We start from the raw sequence: 14,654 nt of genomic DNA, 5'->3' as shown, positions 1-14,654 counted from the left end.
TGCGCTCGTCCCCGCCGTGGCCGCGGGTTCGGCCGCGGCCGGCTCGCCGGCTTCGAACGAGGTCCAGAAGCTGCGTGCCGGCCCGGCCATCGCCGTGGGCACCAGGGCCCCGGCCAAGGCCAGCGCCAAAGTGTGCTTCGCCACTGCCCATGCGCCCTCGCGGCGCGCGCTCCACGTTGCCGACATTCCCGCTCCCGTTGCCCGGACGGCGACCGCCTCCGATTCGCACTGTGCCGACCGGCACAGGCCCCTCTCTTCGATTTAAATCGATCTAAATCGAGCTTGTCAAACCGCGCCGCAGCATTCACAGCCCCGTTTTGACAGCAAAAAAGCCAATCCAGACAAGCACTTCCAGCACCATTCAAGAGATGGACGGGTCCCTTGGCACACCTCTTGCAGCACTCCACCTGTAAATGTGATTTTCATCACATTTCTGTCTTCGAATAAATCACACCTGCACACCCCCGCCTTACGGACCCTGTCGCTCATGCCGACTCCGCATCGTCTTGCTCTCTCCATCGCCTTGGCGACCGTGAGCGCAATCTGTCCTCCAGCGTCAGTATTTGCTGCGGAGCGTCAAACGACCGCAACGAATCCGATGCCGGAGATCGAGCGCCTGCGCGCCGACCGGCAATGGCTGGCGGCGCTGGCGCGTATCGAAAGCGCCCAAGCGGCAACCCCGAGCGACGACCGCCTGTACCGCCTGCAAGTGCTGACCCTGGCCGACCTGGGCAGCGCGCATCGCGCCTGGGCCTTGTACCAGGCCCGCCCCGACCTGTTCGATGCGCAGGAGCGCCAGCGTCTGGATTCCGGCCGCCTCGCCCGCCTCGCGGTTTGGGGCAGCTTGTACCCCGAAGACGAAGCCACCCGCCTCGACGAAATGCGCAGCGCGCGCGACGCCTTCGAGCAGTACCGCGCCACCCAGACGCCGGAGCAACGCCAGGCCGACCTGCGCACGCGTTTCGACGAGCTGATCCTGCTCAACCACCTGGAACGCCATGCCGAGGTGGTCGAACGCTACCGCGCCCTGCAGGCCGAAGGCGTCGAAGTACCGATGTATGCGCTGGCCAAGGTCGGCGCGTCCCTGCTGGCGGACAAACGCCCCGAGGAAGCCGCGAGCGTGCTCGAACGGGTCGTGCGCGAGTCGCCCGAGGACCACGGCTCGCAGTTGCAACTGGCCTATGCCTATTCGGAAAGCGAACGTTTCGACGACGCCCTGGCCCAACTCGACAAGATCAAGGCCGCCGAACCGGCCTGGGTACGCGTCAAGGGTGCGAAGCAAAGCGCCGAAAACTGGCGCCATTACGACGCCGACAGCACCCAGACCATGATCCGCCTGTACGGCGAGGACACCGTCGGCGCGCAGCAGCGGCTGGAAGCGATGGCGGCGATCGGGCCGGACAACCCCGGCGTGCAGACCAATCTCGGCGTCGCTTATTACAAGCGCGGCTGGATCGATCGCGCGCTCGAACGCTTCCAGATGGCGAGCACGCTGCAACCCGACGGCGTCGGCGCGCGCGTCGGCCAGGTCGGCGCTTATCTCGACCACGCCCGCGTCGACCTCGCGCGGCCGATCCACGACGAATTGATCGCCAACCGCCCGCGCGACGTGCAAGTCCAGCAGATGAGCAAGTCCTGGGACAGCCGTCTGGGCTGGCAATGGTTGTTCAGCACCGCCAGCGGCCGCAGCGATGCGCGCGGCGGCGGCGCCACCGCCTCGCCGCTCGGCACGCGCGATGCCGTGCACCGTTTCGAGGTGCGCAGCCCGCTGATCAACGACCGTTGGCGCCTGACCGCGCACGCCCAGGATGCCTGGGCCGATTACCCTGGCGACCGCGTCCACGATCGCCGCGCCGGCATCGGCGCGTTGTATGCCTACGACCGCCTGAGCCTGGGCTTCGGCATCGACCGCGCCAACGACCGCTGGCTCGATCGCGGCGACCGCACCGGTTATTACCTCGATGCCGGCTGGCGCTTCAACGATGCCTGGCACGCCAACGCGTCCTGGTATCGGCAGACCCCGGAAGCGTCGTTGCAGGCGCGCGGCGCCGGCATCGATGCCGATGCCCTGAGCCTGGGCCTGCGCTGGACGCCGAGCGAGCGCACCTCGCTCGCCGCGACCGCGCAACAGCTGCGCTACAGCGACGACAACCGCCGCAGCGCCGTCGCCTTGAACCTCGACCAACGCATCTACACCAGCCCGCATCTGCAGATCGCCGGTCTGGCCGATCTGTCGGCCAGCCGCGCCAGCCGCCGCGACGCCGACGTGCCCTATTTCAATCCCAGCCGCGACGCTTCGCTGAACCTCGGCGTGCGCCTGGATCACATGACCTGGCGCCGTTACACCCGCCACTTCCTGCAGCGCCTCACCGTCGCCGCCGGGCCGTATTGGCAACAGGGCTACGGCAGCGCCTGGGTGCCGCAACTGCGTTACCAACACGAATGGCGTTTCGGCACCGGCCGAACCCTCAACTACGGCCTCAGCTGGTCGCGCCCGGTCTACGACGGCGTGCGCGAAGACCGCGTCGCCTTCGACCTGAGCTTCCGTTGGGGAGAGGAATGAACATGTCCCGCTTCGCTGTACTCCTCGCTGCCACCCGCGCCGCCCCCCGCCCCGCCGCGATCGCTGTCCTGCGTCGCCTGATGCATCGGGCGCTCGCATTCGCCGTGCTGGCCGTGGCCGCGCTGGCGCCGCTCGCGGCCGGCGCCAACGAACTGTTGGTGCTGAGCTATCACGACGTGCGCGACGAAGTGGCGCGCAAGGGCGATCCCGATGCCTACGCCGTCAGCACCCAGAATTTCGCCGCGCACCTGGACTGGTTGTCCGGCCACGGCTACCACCCGGTCGCGTTGAGCGACGTCATCGCCGCCTCGCGCGGCGGCAAGCCGCTGCCGCCCAAGGCGGTGCTGCTGACCTTCGACGACGGCCTGCGCAGCATCTACACCCATGTGTTCCCGCTGCTGCGCGCCTATAACTACCCGGCGCTGATGGCGGTGGTCACTTCCTGGGTCGATCTGCCGCGCGATCAGAAAGTCGACTACGGCCCGCGCATGTTCACCCACGACGACTTCGTCACCTGGGACCAACTGCGCGAGATGCAGGCCTCGGGCCTGATCGAAGTCGCCTCGCACAGCCATGCCCTGCACCGCGGCGTGACCTCCAACCCGCAAGGCAACAGCATGCCCGCGGCGATCACCCGCGCCTGGGACGAAAAAACCCAACGCTACGAAAGCGAAGCCGAATACCTGGCCCGCATCCGCAAGGACCTGGGCGACAGCGCCGCCGAGATCAAGCGCGAACTCGGCGTCGGCCCGAAATCGGTGGTCTGGCCGTACGCGGCCTACAACAGCCAGACCAATGCGATCGCCGACGAACTCGGCATGGCGGTCACCTTCGACCTGGAAGGCCGCCATCAGAAGATCGGCGCCGACCTGCACGGCCTGGCGCGGCAGCTGGTGTTCGACAACCCCACCGTCAACGACCTGGCCTACGAGTTGCGCCACGACGAAGCCCTCGACGGCCTGCGTGCGTTGCAAGTCGACCTGGATTACGTCTACGACGCCGACCCGGCGCAGCAGGCGCGCAACCTCGACAAGCTGATCGAACGCGTCAAGCAGGTCGGCCCGAGCCACGTATTCCTGCAGGCCTTCGCCGACCCCGACGGCAACGGCTCGGCCGACGCGCTGTACTTCCCGAACCGGCATCTGCCGATGCGCGCCGACCTCTACAACCGCGTCGCCTGGCAGCTCAAGACCCGCGCCCACGTCAAAGTGTTCGCGTGGCTGCCGGTGCTCGGCTTCGAGCTGCCGGACAAAGCGCTGAACCAGCGCCTGGCGATCCAGGCCAGCAACCCGAAAGAAACCTTCCGCCTCAATCCGTTCGAGCCGCAGACCCGGCGCATCGTCGCCGACATCTACGAAGACCTCGCCGTGAGCGGCTACACCGAAGGCCTGCTGTTCCACGACGATGCGCTGCTGCGCGACGACGAGTTGCGCGGCCAGGCGCCGGCCGACCCGGCCGCGCGCACCCGGGCGCTGATCGAATTCACCCACGAACTGGCACGCGCCGCCGGCAAATGGCGGCCCAAGCTGATCACCGTGCGCAACCTGTTCGCCGCGCCGGTGCTGGAACCGCGCAGCGAAGCCTGGTTCGCGCAGAACCTGGCCGCTTTCAACCAGGCCTACGACTACACCGCGGTGATGGCGATGCCCTGGATGGAAAAGAGCCGCGACCCGCAGGCGTGGATGGACCGGCTGCTGGCCGACGTCAAACGCTCGCCGCGCGGCCTGTCGCACACGATCTTCGAACTGCAAACCGTCGACTGGCGCGACGACCGGCCGATCCCGGCCGCGCGCCTGAAGGCGATGGCCCACCGTTTGCAGGCCGGCGGCGCACGCCACCTGGCCTGGTACCCCGACAACTTCATCGACGACCAACCCTCGACCCGGGACGCGCGCGAAATCATGTCCGCGCGCGGCTTCCCGTACATCGAGCGCTGAGCGCCGCCCCGACCGCCAATCGCCGCCGATCAACATCAGGTCAGCCTGTACACGCTGCCATCGAGCCCAACATGAGCCAGGTCACTAATCCGCTGCTCACCGCGCTGTTCCAGTTCGCGTTCTTCTATCCGATCGTGATGTCGTTCTTCTGGATCTCCGGCGGGCTGTACTACTACTTCCGCCGCGAACGGAAGGGGCGCGTGCGCACCGATCCGCCGCCGCTGGAGAACGCTCCGTTCGCGTCGATCCTGATTCCCTGTCACAACGAAGGCGATCACGTCCACGAAACCATCGCCGCGGCCCTGGCCCAACGCTATCCGCAGTTCGAAGTGATCGCGATCAACGACGGCAGCCGCGACGACACCGGCGAAAAGCTCAACCGCCTGGCCGCCCTGCATCCGCAACTGCGCGTGGTGCACCTGGACCGCAACCTGGGCAAGGCCAACGCCATGCGCATGGGCGCGCTGGCGGCGCGTTCGGACTACCTGGTCTGCATCGACGGCGACGCCCTGCTCGACGAATACGCAATGCACTGGATGGTCTGGCACCTGTGTTCGGGCACGCGCGTCGGCGCGGTCACCGGCAACCCGCGCATCCGCAACCGCTCGACCCTGCTCGGCCGCCTGCAGGTCGGCGAGTTCTCCTCGATCATCGGCATGATCAAGCGCGCCCAGCGCGTGTACGGCCGCATCTTCACCGTGTCCGGGGTGATCTGCGCTTTCAGACGTAGCGCCCTGCACCGGATCGGTTACTGGTCCGACAGCATGGTCACCGAGGACATCGACATCAGCTGGCGCCTGCAGATGGACCACTGGGACATCCGCTACGAGCCCAACGCGATGTGCTTCATCCTCATGCCCGAGACCCTCGGAGGCCTGTGGAAACAGCGCCTGCGCTGGGCCCAGGGCGGCGTGGAAGTGTTGATCCGGCATGGCCGCGACCTGCTCTCGTGGCGCCGCCGGCGGATGTGGGCGGTGCTCGGCGAGTACGTGTTGAGCCTGGCCTGGGCGCACATCATGGCCTTGATCATCGTCCTGTGGGCGCTGGGCCTGGTCGTCGACCTGCCCGAGCAATTGCGCGTGACCACCCTGCTGCCGTCGTGGCACGGCGTGATCCTCGCCCTGATCTGCCTGCTGCAGTTCGCCGCCAGCATCGTCATCGACCGCCAGTACGAAACCGGGGTCGGGCGCAACTACTACTGGATGATCTGGTACCCGATGGCGTACTGGTTGCTCAGCTTCACCACCACCGTCGCCGCGCTGCCCAAGGCCTTGTCGAAACGCCGCGGCACGCGCGCCACCTGGGTCAGCCCGGATCGGGGGATTCGATGAACGCTCACCTCTCTCCGGCGGCGCCGAAACACGGCGACCATCGCACCTCGCGCAAGCGCATCGACCACAAGCACGATTCGCGCCTGATCCAGAAACCCGGCGCCCAGGACGCCTGGCCGCGCACCTTGTGGGGCGTGGTCACCGGCGCGTTCTGGCTGGCGTATCTGTACCTGTGGATTCCGGTGGCGACCCTGGTGCTGTGGCTGTTCGGCATCCGCCGCACCGCCTCCGAGCTGTATCTGCGCGAACACGGCGTCGACCCGTTCCTGATGCTGGTGCTGCCGGCAACGGCGGCGGTCGTAGTGGCGCTGTTGCTGATCTGGGCCGAGTACAACCGCTGGCGTTTCGCCGCGTCCAAGGGCGATCGCCGCGGTGCGCAGCCGACCGTCGGCCTGGACGAAATCGCCGACCATCTTGGCGCAAGCGCCGAGGTCGCGCAGGCGCTCAACCAAGGCCGCATCAGCGTGCTGCACATGGACCCGAACCACGCGGTGCCGTTGTCGCTGACCGCGGTAACCCCGCCCGCCATCAGCCAACCGTTCCCGCCGGTGGCGCCGATGCCGCGCTTCGCCCGCGACATGACGCCGCAAGGCTCGTGGATATTGATGATCGCGCTGGCGATCTCGGTCGCCATCGTCGTCGGCGTGCTGGCGGTGGTGTCGTTCGGCTATCGCCAGATCCAGAGCGTGGCGCCGAAGCGCACGATCGAGGGCACCCCGGGCCAGGACCGCCCGGCCTTCCTGCCCGAAGACGCCGATCCCGCCCTGGCCCCGGTCGCGATCGGCCGCGCCACCGCAGTCGGCATCGAAGCCGCGGTGCGCGATGCGCGGCAACTGCGCGATGCCGAAACGACGCGCCGCGACACCGTGCGCCCACGACGCAACGCCGACGTCCTGGCGCCCAACGCCAAACCGCGCCCCCTGCCCGGGCACAGCCCGAAACCGCCGTACCCCATCGACGCCCTGCGCCGCGGCGAAGGCGGCCTGGTGACCCTGCGCGTGCAAGTCTCCGCCGAAGGCCGTCCGCTCAAAGTCGACGTCAGCAAACGCAGCAGCAACCGCGAACTCGACCGCGCCGCCGTCCGCACCGTGCGCACCTGGCGCTTCGCCCCCGCGGTGCGCAAGGGCAAGGCCATCGCCGCGGTGGTGATCGTGCCGGTGGAGTTCAAGCCGGAGCGCTGAACGGTCTCTTCTTCCGCTAGCGGAAGGCTGACCCTTCCCTTCTCCCGCTAGCGGGAGGCTTGCCTTTCCCTTCTCCCGCAAGCGGGAGAAGGTGCCCGTAGGGCGGATGAGGGCGCACGAGCGCCGACACGTTACCCGTCACCGAGCCGGGCCAACACCGCCTCAGTGCAGACTTCCGGACGGCACAACCCCGCCGCCGCCCTCCCCTGCACTCGCCCAAACACAAGCCGCCATCACCGGATCCAGCCGCCGCGACAATGCCTGGAACACCTCCCTCAGCAGCCGGTGATTCTGCCCCGCGGGATAACCGATCTCGGCCAACACCTCAGGCTGCAGAGTCCGCACGATCCCGTGCAACTCCTGCTGAAAAGCCGAAAGCGCTTCGAACGCATCAACGGGCATAACCACCCCTTCCTGCGGGGGTGTGAACTCGGGCTTGCGGGGCATACGCGGTACTCCTGTCCTTAGGCGAGGAACCCGCGCGGCGCGACTTGCAGCCGGCGGGATGTCGGGAGGCTCTAAACCGCGCATAGACGGCGGGCGTATTCCCCTTGCGGGTGTTGTATTAGCCGCCCTCCCGACGCAGGACGCAGCGTCGGCCATGCCCAAACTTCGAGCATGAAAAACCCACCAATTGACGGAGGTGGGTACCGCTATACGAGGAGTTTAGAGGCTCCGTGAGCCTGACTTTGCAGAGCAAACCAATAGTTGTCAATCAGAAAAGTCCGATTTCATTGGCGCAACACGTATCTGTATAGAGGACATACCCGGCAGTGTGCTGGCGGCACTAATGCCTCACCCAAACCAAACCGGAATTTGGAATTGATTCATCCCGCCGCACCTGCAAGTTTATTCGCCATGGGTCACCGGCATAGCATTGCGCCGACAGAGGGGCACCGGATTTAACCAAGTGAGTCGAACCCATCAAATCGAATGCCATACATCGCCCAAAGAGAGCATAGATCACACAAGGGAGACCCTCTAACTGTTGCCACCTACGTACCCTATCGAAGATTAGTCATCGCGCAATTAGGTGTACGAAACAGTCTCGAAACCTTGTCCAAGTGAAAGAGAGATTCGTGCCGAGATCTATACATCGAGGGAGGATAGATGAAGCGCATTAGAAAGCTACGGGTAAAGAACTTTAAGGGATTCTCTGATAAGACTTTCGAGTTCAACGACGACATCAACGTCTTGGTGGGCGATAACGGCTGTGGCAAGAGCACGGTACTAGAAGCTATCGAGCTCTGCCTAAACTACTCCCATCGCGGCAGGCCACTTTCCCCTGAAGTCATGGCAGAACTATTCAATGCTTCATGCATCGAAAAGTATCTAGTAGGTGACAAGTCGCAAGCATCACTGCCTGAGCTCTTGATCGAGGCCTACATCGAGGGTGATCCAGAGCTTAAGGGCAAGATCAACAGCGAGGGAGTCGACACCCAAGGTGTCGCGCTGAAGATGTTATTCAACCCATCTCTTTCGCCCTATTACGCGCAGTTCATCGGCACCGACAATGTTCTCACCGTGCCATTTGAGCTGTATACGATCGAATGGACCAGCTTTGCATGGAAAACTTTGGCTCAAGCCGTCAAGCCGATTACCTGTCTCTTTGTGGATCCAACGCGCCTGCACCCTAGCCTCGGCCGGTCCCGCTATATCAACGGCATCATCAACTCATCGCTAGAGAAACATGCACGACCATCGTTGAATCTGAATTATCGACAATTAAAGATCGAGTTCAATGACAAGCCAGACGTCAAAGCCATTAATAAGCAATTGAATGCAGATAATGAGCTATCCGAAAAGACACTTACGGTAGTCGCTGACATCATCCCATCGGGCAGTTGGGACAGCAACCTTGCGCTTGCTGTCGACGACATCCCATTTGGGCAAATAGGAAAGGGCGAGCAAAGCAAAATCCAAATCAAGATCGCAATCCAAAATAGGGCAAAGGATGCCCACATCGTCATGCTGGAAGAGCCTGAGAACCACCTTTCTCACATAAATCTCACCAAACTCGTTTCATACATAGAGAAGAAGAATCCCGGGAAGCAGATATTTCTTACCACGCACAGTTCCTATGTCCTGAACAAGCTAAGCATCAACAAGCTCTGTTTGCTTTCAAAGAACTTTATCCGCCTGAGAGATGTAAGCAATTCCGTGGAGAAAACGCTCAAGCGGCTACCCGGATACGACACGCTACGCTTGGTCTTGGCCCAGAGAGTCATTCTTGTCGAAGGTCCGTCCGATGAACTTATCCTCAAGAAGATCTATCTCGACCGTAAGCGACGGCTACCAGAAGAGGATGGCATAGATATCATCGTGGTACGCGGAATCGGATTCAGGGTCTATCTGGACATCGCCAAGAGCTTGAAACATCCGGTGCGCGTAGTAAAAGACAATGACCACAACCATCAGAAAAACATTGTGGATTGGCGCAATGAAAATTATGACGGGTGCGATTACATCGAAATCTTCTCTCCCGAGGACAACGACCATCATTCACTCGAGCCTTCGATCATCGCGGCCAATAGCCAGAACGATGTATCACTCGACAAGCTCGCCGAGGTGATGCTCTCGAAAAAGACCTATAAAGAATATACCGGGCATCCCGAGTTAGGATCCAAACAGAAATTCCTAAGAGACTGGTACAGCGAGGGTGGCGCGGGAAAAAAGGTTGATTCTGCAATGCGCATCTTCGAATCGAACGTCGCCATCAACTATCCAGATTACCTGATTAGGGCGGTGGACTTTGGCCCGTAAATTGCTCCTCGCTAGCGCGGGAGCCGGCAAATCACGACGCATAGCCGAGAAGGCGCTGGAGCACGCAGCCGCCGGCAGAAAGGTCCTATTGTTGACTTACACGATCAACAACCAAGGCGAGTTGGTTAAGGAAATCTGCAGACTAAACAGCTGCCAGCCCGAGAACGTGGTAGTGAAGGGATGGTTCAATTTTCTGCTTGAGGACATGATCCGCCCCTATCAGCAATGCATTGTTCCGGATCGGATCTCCGGCGTCCTCCTAAACCCGGGAAACCCTCATCTCGTGCCGGGGAAGAATTACGCTATGAAGGGCCGGAGCGAGAGGCTTGACGGAAAGTTCAACCCCTTGCATTTCGTGACTCCCGGGGACAACAGAGCCCACACCTACTATCTCGCCAAATTGGCCGCGAGAGTCCACTCGGAAACCAAAGGTCGCGCGGCACACAGGCTAGCTGAGATCTATAGTGCGATATTTGTCGACGAAGTGCAGGACCTAGTCGGATGGGACTATGACATCATCAAGGCACTGACCGAAACGAACATATTAGAAATCGAGTGTGTTGGCGATTTCCGACAGGCCGTCTATCAAACCTCGGAAACCAACAAGCTGCCTCAGGACAGCACAGAGAAGCTGGCACAGTTCAACAACATGGGTTTTATCTCAGAGAGCTTGGCAATCAGCTGGCGTTGCCTCCAAGCCATATGCGGAATAGCCGATCGCTTGCATTCACAAGAAGGACACTACTTGCCAACGATGTCCAATGTCGAGGACGTTCCGTTGCAGTATGCCGGACACCAAGGCGTATTCGCTGTCCCTAAAGCGAGGCTTCGCGAATACATCGAAACCTACCGTCCCGCAATCCTTCGGTGGAATCGATCTACTCAGAAGGAACTTTGCGACGGCCAGACGGCCTACAATTTCGGCGAGTGCAAGGGGCTCGGATTCGAGCGCGTCCTGATACTCCCTCCCGCAAAACACGCCAAGTTTCTTTCGGGGGACATGCAGGCCTTCGATGGCTCTGAGACCGATGACTCGCGCAATAAACTCTATGTTGCGATCACGCGGGCGCGCTACAGTGTCGCCTTCCCTTACGAAGGCGGAAACATAATTGAGGGCGCGCAAGCATGGCCCCTGGAAAACCTAGACTCATAACCTAGCCGCACTGAGTCCCTCCCCCGGCTGGCAAAGGACCTGGACGAGGACTAACTTACAGCCTGTCTTATCAGCCGCACGTGCAGCCCCTTGCAACTATTAAGAATATGTTCGTTCGTCAGCTTGCCAGCCAGCCCCCCCCTAGATTGAGCCGCATTAATTCGAGCCCAGCCAATAGATGGCAAGGCCTTTCTTGAATCCACATGGAGGCGGGATGAAAAACCTAATCACGCGAATTGCTTATATCCCCCAGAGTGAGCGCTTCTCGGCATTCTTTGCCATCTTCATGGTGATGCTTAGTTTAGTTGGACTTTGGCTGGACATCACACTCAAAGATGGCTTCTATTGGTTTCAGCGAACAGGAGCTCTGCTAGTACTCGCTGGAGTGGAACTTCAGTATGCGAAGCTCACGAGCCTTTGGAAGAACGAACTGGGTGACGAGCTGAATGCACCAACCGTCCGAGAACGCTTGAGTAGTGGTCAAGGGATAAGCATGCTCCAAGAAGCCCAGGCCGCCGAGGCGACCAGAGGGCTCGCTGTACGACTGCATCGAATCGTTACTGATAAGAGCATGAAAGACGTTGCAGCCGTCATTTCCTTGATCATCGGAACGATCATCTGGGCTTTTGGTCGATTTACCATTCAGGATTTGACAAACTAGTGCGACTTCGTGGGTGACGACATAATTCGTGCGCTCAATGTCGCTTCTGGCTGAAGAGTTCAACGACTCAACGAGATCTCCAAATACCCCGTATCACCGCACACGCATCGGCTCACCGGCATCGGCGATGCTCTCCCCGGCCACCGGGTTGCTGCTGCCGTGGCGCGCTCCTGCTACAGATTGCGCACAACACCCACCACCACCAGCCGGCTGCCGGACTGCATGCGCTTGCTGGTGGCGCGGCCGGGTTCGAGCTGAGCACGATGCGGCGGTCGGTCTACAGCGGTTGTCTGCGACTAACATCGCCGACGACGCTGGCACGCGATTGGTAGCGTGAGATTTCGAAATAGCGCTCGTCAAGCAGTTGCTCGTCTAGCAAGATGTTGAAGTCAAAGTTGCGCTTGTTGGTTTCGACTTCCAGCCGGCCGCAGAACAGACCGCTGGATTCCTCGGCATCTTTGAAGGGTTCGCTGATGAAGACCAAGCAGTCGGCAGTGTCGAGTTCGCGGTCGACGATGCCGCCGCTAAGCACGATGCGATACCCGTAGTTGCGGTCGCGCAGTTTGAAGGCCCGTTCAGCGCAGACGCACCTGAGATACTAGTCATATCTCTGCATCTTCGGCGCCGCTTCTGCTTGACCCATGACGGGCACTCTTCCAGGATTAGCCGCAAGTGCGCCGGCAATTCGGACGCCGATCGCGGCATACATGGAGACGTAAATGCCGAAGCTCGACTCTCATCTCCTGGCGAAGAGACTGGTCTCGATGGTTTGCGTGCTCGCTGCCTTTGCGTGCGCCGCTACGACTACCGGTCCCGCTTCAGTTCAGGAGAAGGCCGCCATGACGGAATCGGCATCGCCCGCCATCAACGACTCCCTTAGCGCGCAACAACTCAACGACAGAATCCTGGCCTGGATTCTGAGCGTGAACGACGCTCGTGATCTGTCCGGGCCTAACGTCGAAAAGCGCACCGGCCTTGACCTGGGGATCAAACCGGAGACTCCCAACATTTTTCGCGGCGTCGGGGCGCTGCCTGAAGGTTGGCGTTATTCGCTGTCTTCGGTTAACAACACTCCTGAGCAGCGACTCCGCGCCGTCCTGTTCAAGATGGGACGTGCCGGCGACCGCTACGCCGATATGACCCCTGTGTGTGTTGGGCTGGAGCATTACCAATCCCCACTCATCGCCACTGGATTCAGAATGACCGAGATGCCTCCACGGGCGGGCACGGAATACCGGATCTTCAGAAATAAAATGATCTATGTGCGCGTTGAGCTTCACGGAAAGACAACACCCATCGACCCGAATTTGTGTGTTTACAGGGTATTCGTCACGGCCGCGGCCCCTCAAGGATGATCGGAAATGACGACATTTCATTAAGCATCACAAGGAAAAGCTCGACGCCTTGACTCGTCGCGCACGCTCTTCCAGGATCAGGCCGCGAATGCGGCGGCAGTTCGGACGCCGAACCGTGGCACATATGGAGACGTAAATGCCCAAGCTCGATTCTCACCTCCTAGCGACGAGACTGGCCCCGCTGGTCTGCGTGTTCGCTGCCTGCGCGTGCGCCACCACGACCGCAGGCCCCACTTCGGTCCAGGAGAAGGCCGCCATGACGGAATCGCCATCGCCCGCCATCAATGACTCGCTTAGCGCGCAGCAACTCAACGACAGAATCCTCGCTTGGATTCTGAGTGTGAACGACGCTCGGGACCTGTCCGGGCCGAACATCGAAAAGCGCACTGGCCTTGACCTGGGGCTTGACCCGGAGACCCCCAACAGCTTCCTCGGCGTCGGGGCTCTGCCTGAAGGGTGGCGCTATTCGTTGTCTTCAGTAAAAACCGTCCCAGACCCGAGCCCTCATGCCGTCCTGTTCCACATGGGGCGAATCAGCGACAGCTACGCCGATATGACACCTGTGTGCGTCAGCTTGGAGCACTACCGAACCCCTCTCATTGCCGCAGGATTCAAACCGTCGGAACGCGCGCCGCGGCTGGGCACGGAGTACAGGTTCTTCCGTACTGCAAAAGTCTCCGTACGCGTCGAACTTCACGGAAAGACAAAGCGCTACGACGATCAATTATGTGTTTCAAGGGTATTTGTCACGGCTGCCGCTCCTCAAGGATGATCAAGCATGGCAACACTTCAGGAAGAGTTAGAGGCTAGCAAAAGCTGGACGTGATGCTGGCTGAATTCGAGCGACAAGCCCGAACCGAAGACACGAACCCAGGCAGGATTTTTCGCGACGCTCTCGACAGCACGCCGGGGCTCCGCACGCAATTCGAACTCGCCGTTGAGAAAGGGCATTTGGTCGCGATAGAAGCCGAAACCGACCCAAGATTCAACGGCAGTTACGAGGCTCTACCCGCACCATGCGTTTGTCGGTTGAACTGATAAATGACGCTGATCCGATTGCCAATCCGGAAGATGCCAAGGAAGCCGTCAACTTCATTCGTTACACCGCCGGCCACGAGATAGACCATGCGGTGAACCGCGACGAGAGTTTGTTGATGGAACAGCGCTTCCACGAGGAGGTCGCAGCCATCGTAAACGGCCCCTCGCCGCACGACTTTACCGACCCGGTCAAGGAGTACAACGAACGGGCACGCGCGAGGGAGGCACGGGCAGAAATCGCGGGTTTCAACACGGTTGCAGCACAGGTAAAGTACGAGAATCCGCGGGCGACATTGGCTGACGTGTATCGAGCCGACGGCGGCGCGTCCAACTACATCGACAACGACGCCCGAAAGCCATTGACTTACACCATGGATCAAGGCTTGCACATCAAGCCCGATTTGCAGCTAGACGCCGACAAAAGCGTAGACGCGATGGCCAAAGCCTTCTACGACAGTATCGGCGGCTACCCAGCCCGCAACATCGACTGGGCCTTGGGCGAAATCTACCGCCAGGAAGTCATCGCCCAGGCCGCACATCCTGGGCGCGACGTCCCTGAGATCCGGATCAATGTCCAGGCGCTCGGCGCGCAGGTGAGCTTGCCGCCGAACTTCATCGACACCAGCCGCACGCCGGGCACGCCGACGGCGCCTGCGCAGCGCCCTGCTCCGC

11 protein-coding genes are annotated in these 14,654 nt (G+C 61.4%); 9 read left to right on the top strand and 2 right to left on the bottom strand.

What is annotated here, in order from left to right; translation table 11 throughout:
• The first annotated feature begins 598 nt into the window (after positions 1-598).
• The 4 genes from pgaA to pgaD all read left to right on the top strand — a co-directional run bounded on the left by pgaA (position 599) and on the right by pgaD (position 7,012).
• Positions 599-2,563, top strand: coding sequence for a poly-beta-1,6 N-acetyl-D-glucosamine export porin PgaA (gene pgaA, locus GLA29479_RS22760; protein WP_057972950.1), 1,965 nt, complete (start codon positions 599-601; stop codon positions 2,561-2,563).
• Between the two features lie 80 nt (positions 2,564-2,643).
• Positions 2,644-4,500 (top strand): poly-beta-1,6-N-acetyl-D-glucosamine N-deacetylase PgaB, encoded by a 1,857-nt coding sequence (gene pgaB, locus GLA29479_RS22755; RefSeq protein WP_057973324.1) that lies wholly within the window; start codon positions 2,644-2,646, stop codon positions 4,498-4,500.
• Between the two features lie 71 nt (positions 4,501-4,571).
• Positions 4,572-5,831, top strand: a complete 1,260-nt coding sequence (pgaC, locus tag GLA29479_RS22750; RefSeq protein ID WP_057918443.1) for a poly-beta-1,6-N-acetyl-D-glucosamine synthase — start codon at positions 4,572-4,574, stop codon at positions 5,829-5,831.
• The gene (gene pgaD / locus GLA29479_RS22745; RefSeq protein WP_057972949.1) at positions 5,828-7,012 is read left to right on the top strand and encodes a poly-beta-1,6-N-acetyl-D-glucosamine biosynthesis protein PgaD; all 1,185 of its coding nucleotides are present in this window, start codon (positions 5,828-5,830) and stop codon (positions 7,010-7,012) included. The genes pgaC and pgaD overlap by 4 nt, the downstream gene beginning before the upstream one ends.
• A 162-nt stretch (positions 7,013-7,174) precedes the next feature.
• Here pgaD and GLA29479_RS25505 read toward each other — a convergent pair whose 3' ends face one another.
• Positions 7,175-7,459: a hypothetical protein gene (locus tag GLA29479_RS25505; protein WP_057972948.1), complete on the bottom strand. Its 285-nt coding sequence runs from the start codon at positions 7,457-7,459 to the stop codon at positions 7,175-7,177.
• 663 nt (positions 7,460-8,122) lie between these two features.
• Between GLA29479_RS25505 and GLA29479_RS22735 the strand changes: the two genes are divergently transcribed.
• The 3 genes from GLA29479_RS22735 (at position 8,123) to GLA29479_RS22725 (ending at position 11,589) form a co-directional block, all read left to right on the top strand.
• Positions 8,123-9,775 carry an ATP-dependent nuclease gene (locus GLA29479_RS22735; protein ID WP_057972947.1) on the top strand — a complete coding sequence of 551 codons (1,653 nt, stop codon included), beginning with the start codon at positions 8,123-8,125 and terminating at the stop codon, positions 9,773-9,775.
• Positions 9,765-10,928, top strand: coding sequence for a UvrD-helicase domain-containing protein (locus GLA29479_RS22730; RefSeq protein WP_057972946.1), 1,164 nt, complete (start codon positions 9,765-9,767; stop codon positions 10,926-10,928). Before GLA29479_RS22735 ends, GLA29479_RS22730 begins: the two co-directional genes overlap by 11 nt.
• A gap of 214 nt (positions 10,929-11,142) precedes the next feature.
• Positions 11,143-11,589 carry a hypothetical protein gene (locus tag GLA29479_RS22725; protein WP_057972945.1) on the top strand — a complete coding sequence of 149 codons (447 nt, stop codon included), beginning with the start codon at positions 11,143-11,145 and terminating at the stop codon, positions 11,587-11,589.
• A gap of 277 nt (positions 11,590-11,866) precedes the next feature.
• On the opposite strand, the gene GLA29479_RS22720 is transcribed toward GLA29479_RS22725, so the two are convergent.
• Positions 11,867-12,121, bottom strand: coding sequence for a hypothetical protein (locus GLA29479_RS22720; protein ID WP_057972904.1), 255 nt, complete (start codon positions 12,119-12,121; stop codon positions 11,867-11,869).
• Positions 12,122-12,308: 187 nt separating this feature from the next.
• On the opposite strand from GLA29479_RS22720, the gene GLA29479_RS22715 reads away from it, so the two are divergent.
• Positions 12,309-12,944: a hypothetical protein gene (locus tag GLA29479_RS22715; RefSeq protein ID WP_057972905.1), complete on the top strand. Its 636-nt coding sequence runs from the start codon at positions 12,309-12,311 to the stop codon at positions 12,942-12,944.
• A gap of 136 nt (positions 12,945-13,080) precedes the next feature.
• On the top strand, positions 13,081-13,716 hold the full coding sequence (locus tag GLA29479_RS25000; protein WP_144436702.1) for a hypothetical protein: 636 nt from the start codon (positions 13,081-13,083) through the stop codon (positions 13,714-13,716).
• The last annotated feature ends 938 nt before the right edge of the window (positions 13,717-14,654 follow it).

The organism is Lysobacter antibioticus (genome assembly GCF_001442535.1).
Taxonomy (GTDB): Bacteria; Pseudomonadota; Gammaproteobacteria; order Xanthomonadales; family Xanthomonadaceae; genus Lysobacter; species Lysobacter antibioticus.
Note: the sequence above shows the minus strand (reverse complement) of the source record. Positions and strands in the feature narration are given on the sequence as shown.

Bases quoted from the DNA above. Each gene is read 5' to 3' on its own strand.
- GLA29479_RS25505 (WP_057972948.1), bottom strand. From the start codon at position 7,459: ATGCCCCGCAAGCCCGAGTTCACACCCCCGCAGGAAGGGGTGGTTATG.
- GLA29479_RS25000 (WP_144436702.1), top strand. From the start codon at position 13,081: ATGCCCAAGCTCGATTCTCACCTCCTAGCGACGAGACTGGCCCCGCTG.
- GLA29479_RS22725 (WP_057972945.1), top strand. From the start codon at position 11,143: ATGAAAAACCTAATCACGCGAATTGCTTATATCCCCCAGAGTGAGCGC.
- pgaC (WP_057918443.1), top strand. From the start codon at position 4,572: ATGAGCCAGGTCACTAATCCGCTGCTCACCGCGCTGTTCCAGTTCGCG.
- pgaD (WP_057972949.1), top strand. From the start codon at position 5,828: ATGAACGCTCACCTCTCTCCGGCGGCGCCGAAACACGGCGACCATCGC.
- pgaA (WP_057972950.1), top strand. From the start codon at position 599: ATGCCGGAGATCGAGCGCCTGCGCGCCGACCGGCAATGGCTGGCGGCG.
- GLA29479_RS22715 (WP_057972905.1), top strand. From the start codon at position 12,309: ATGCCGAAGCTCGACTCTCATCTCCTGGCGAAGAGACTGGTCTCGATG.
- pgaB (WP_057973324.1), top strand. From the start codon at position 2,644: ATGCATCGGGCGCTCGCATTCGCCGTGCTGGCCGTGGCCGCGCTGGCG.
- GLA29479_RS22735 (WP_057972947.1), top strand. From the start codon at position 8,123: ATGAAGCGCATTAGAAAGCTACGGGTAAAGAACTTTAAGGGATTCTCT.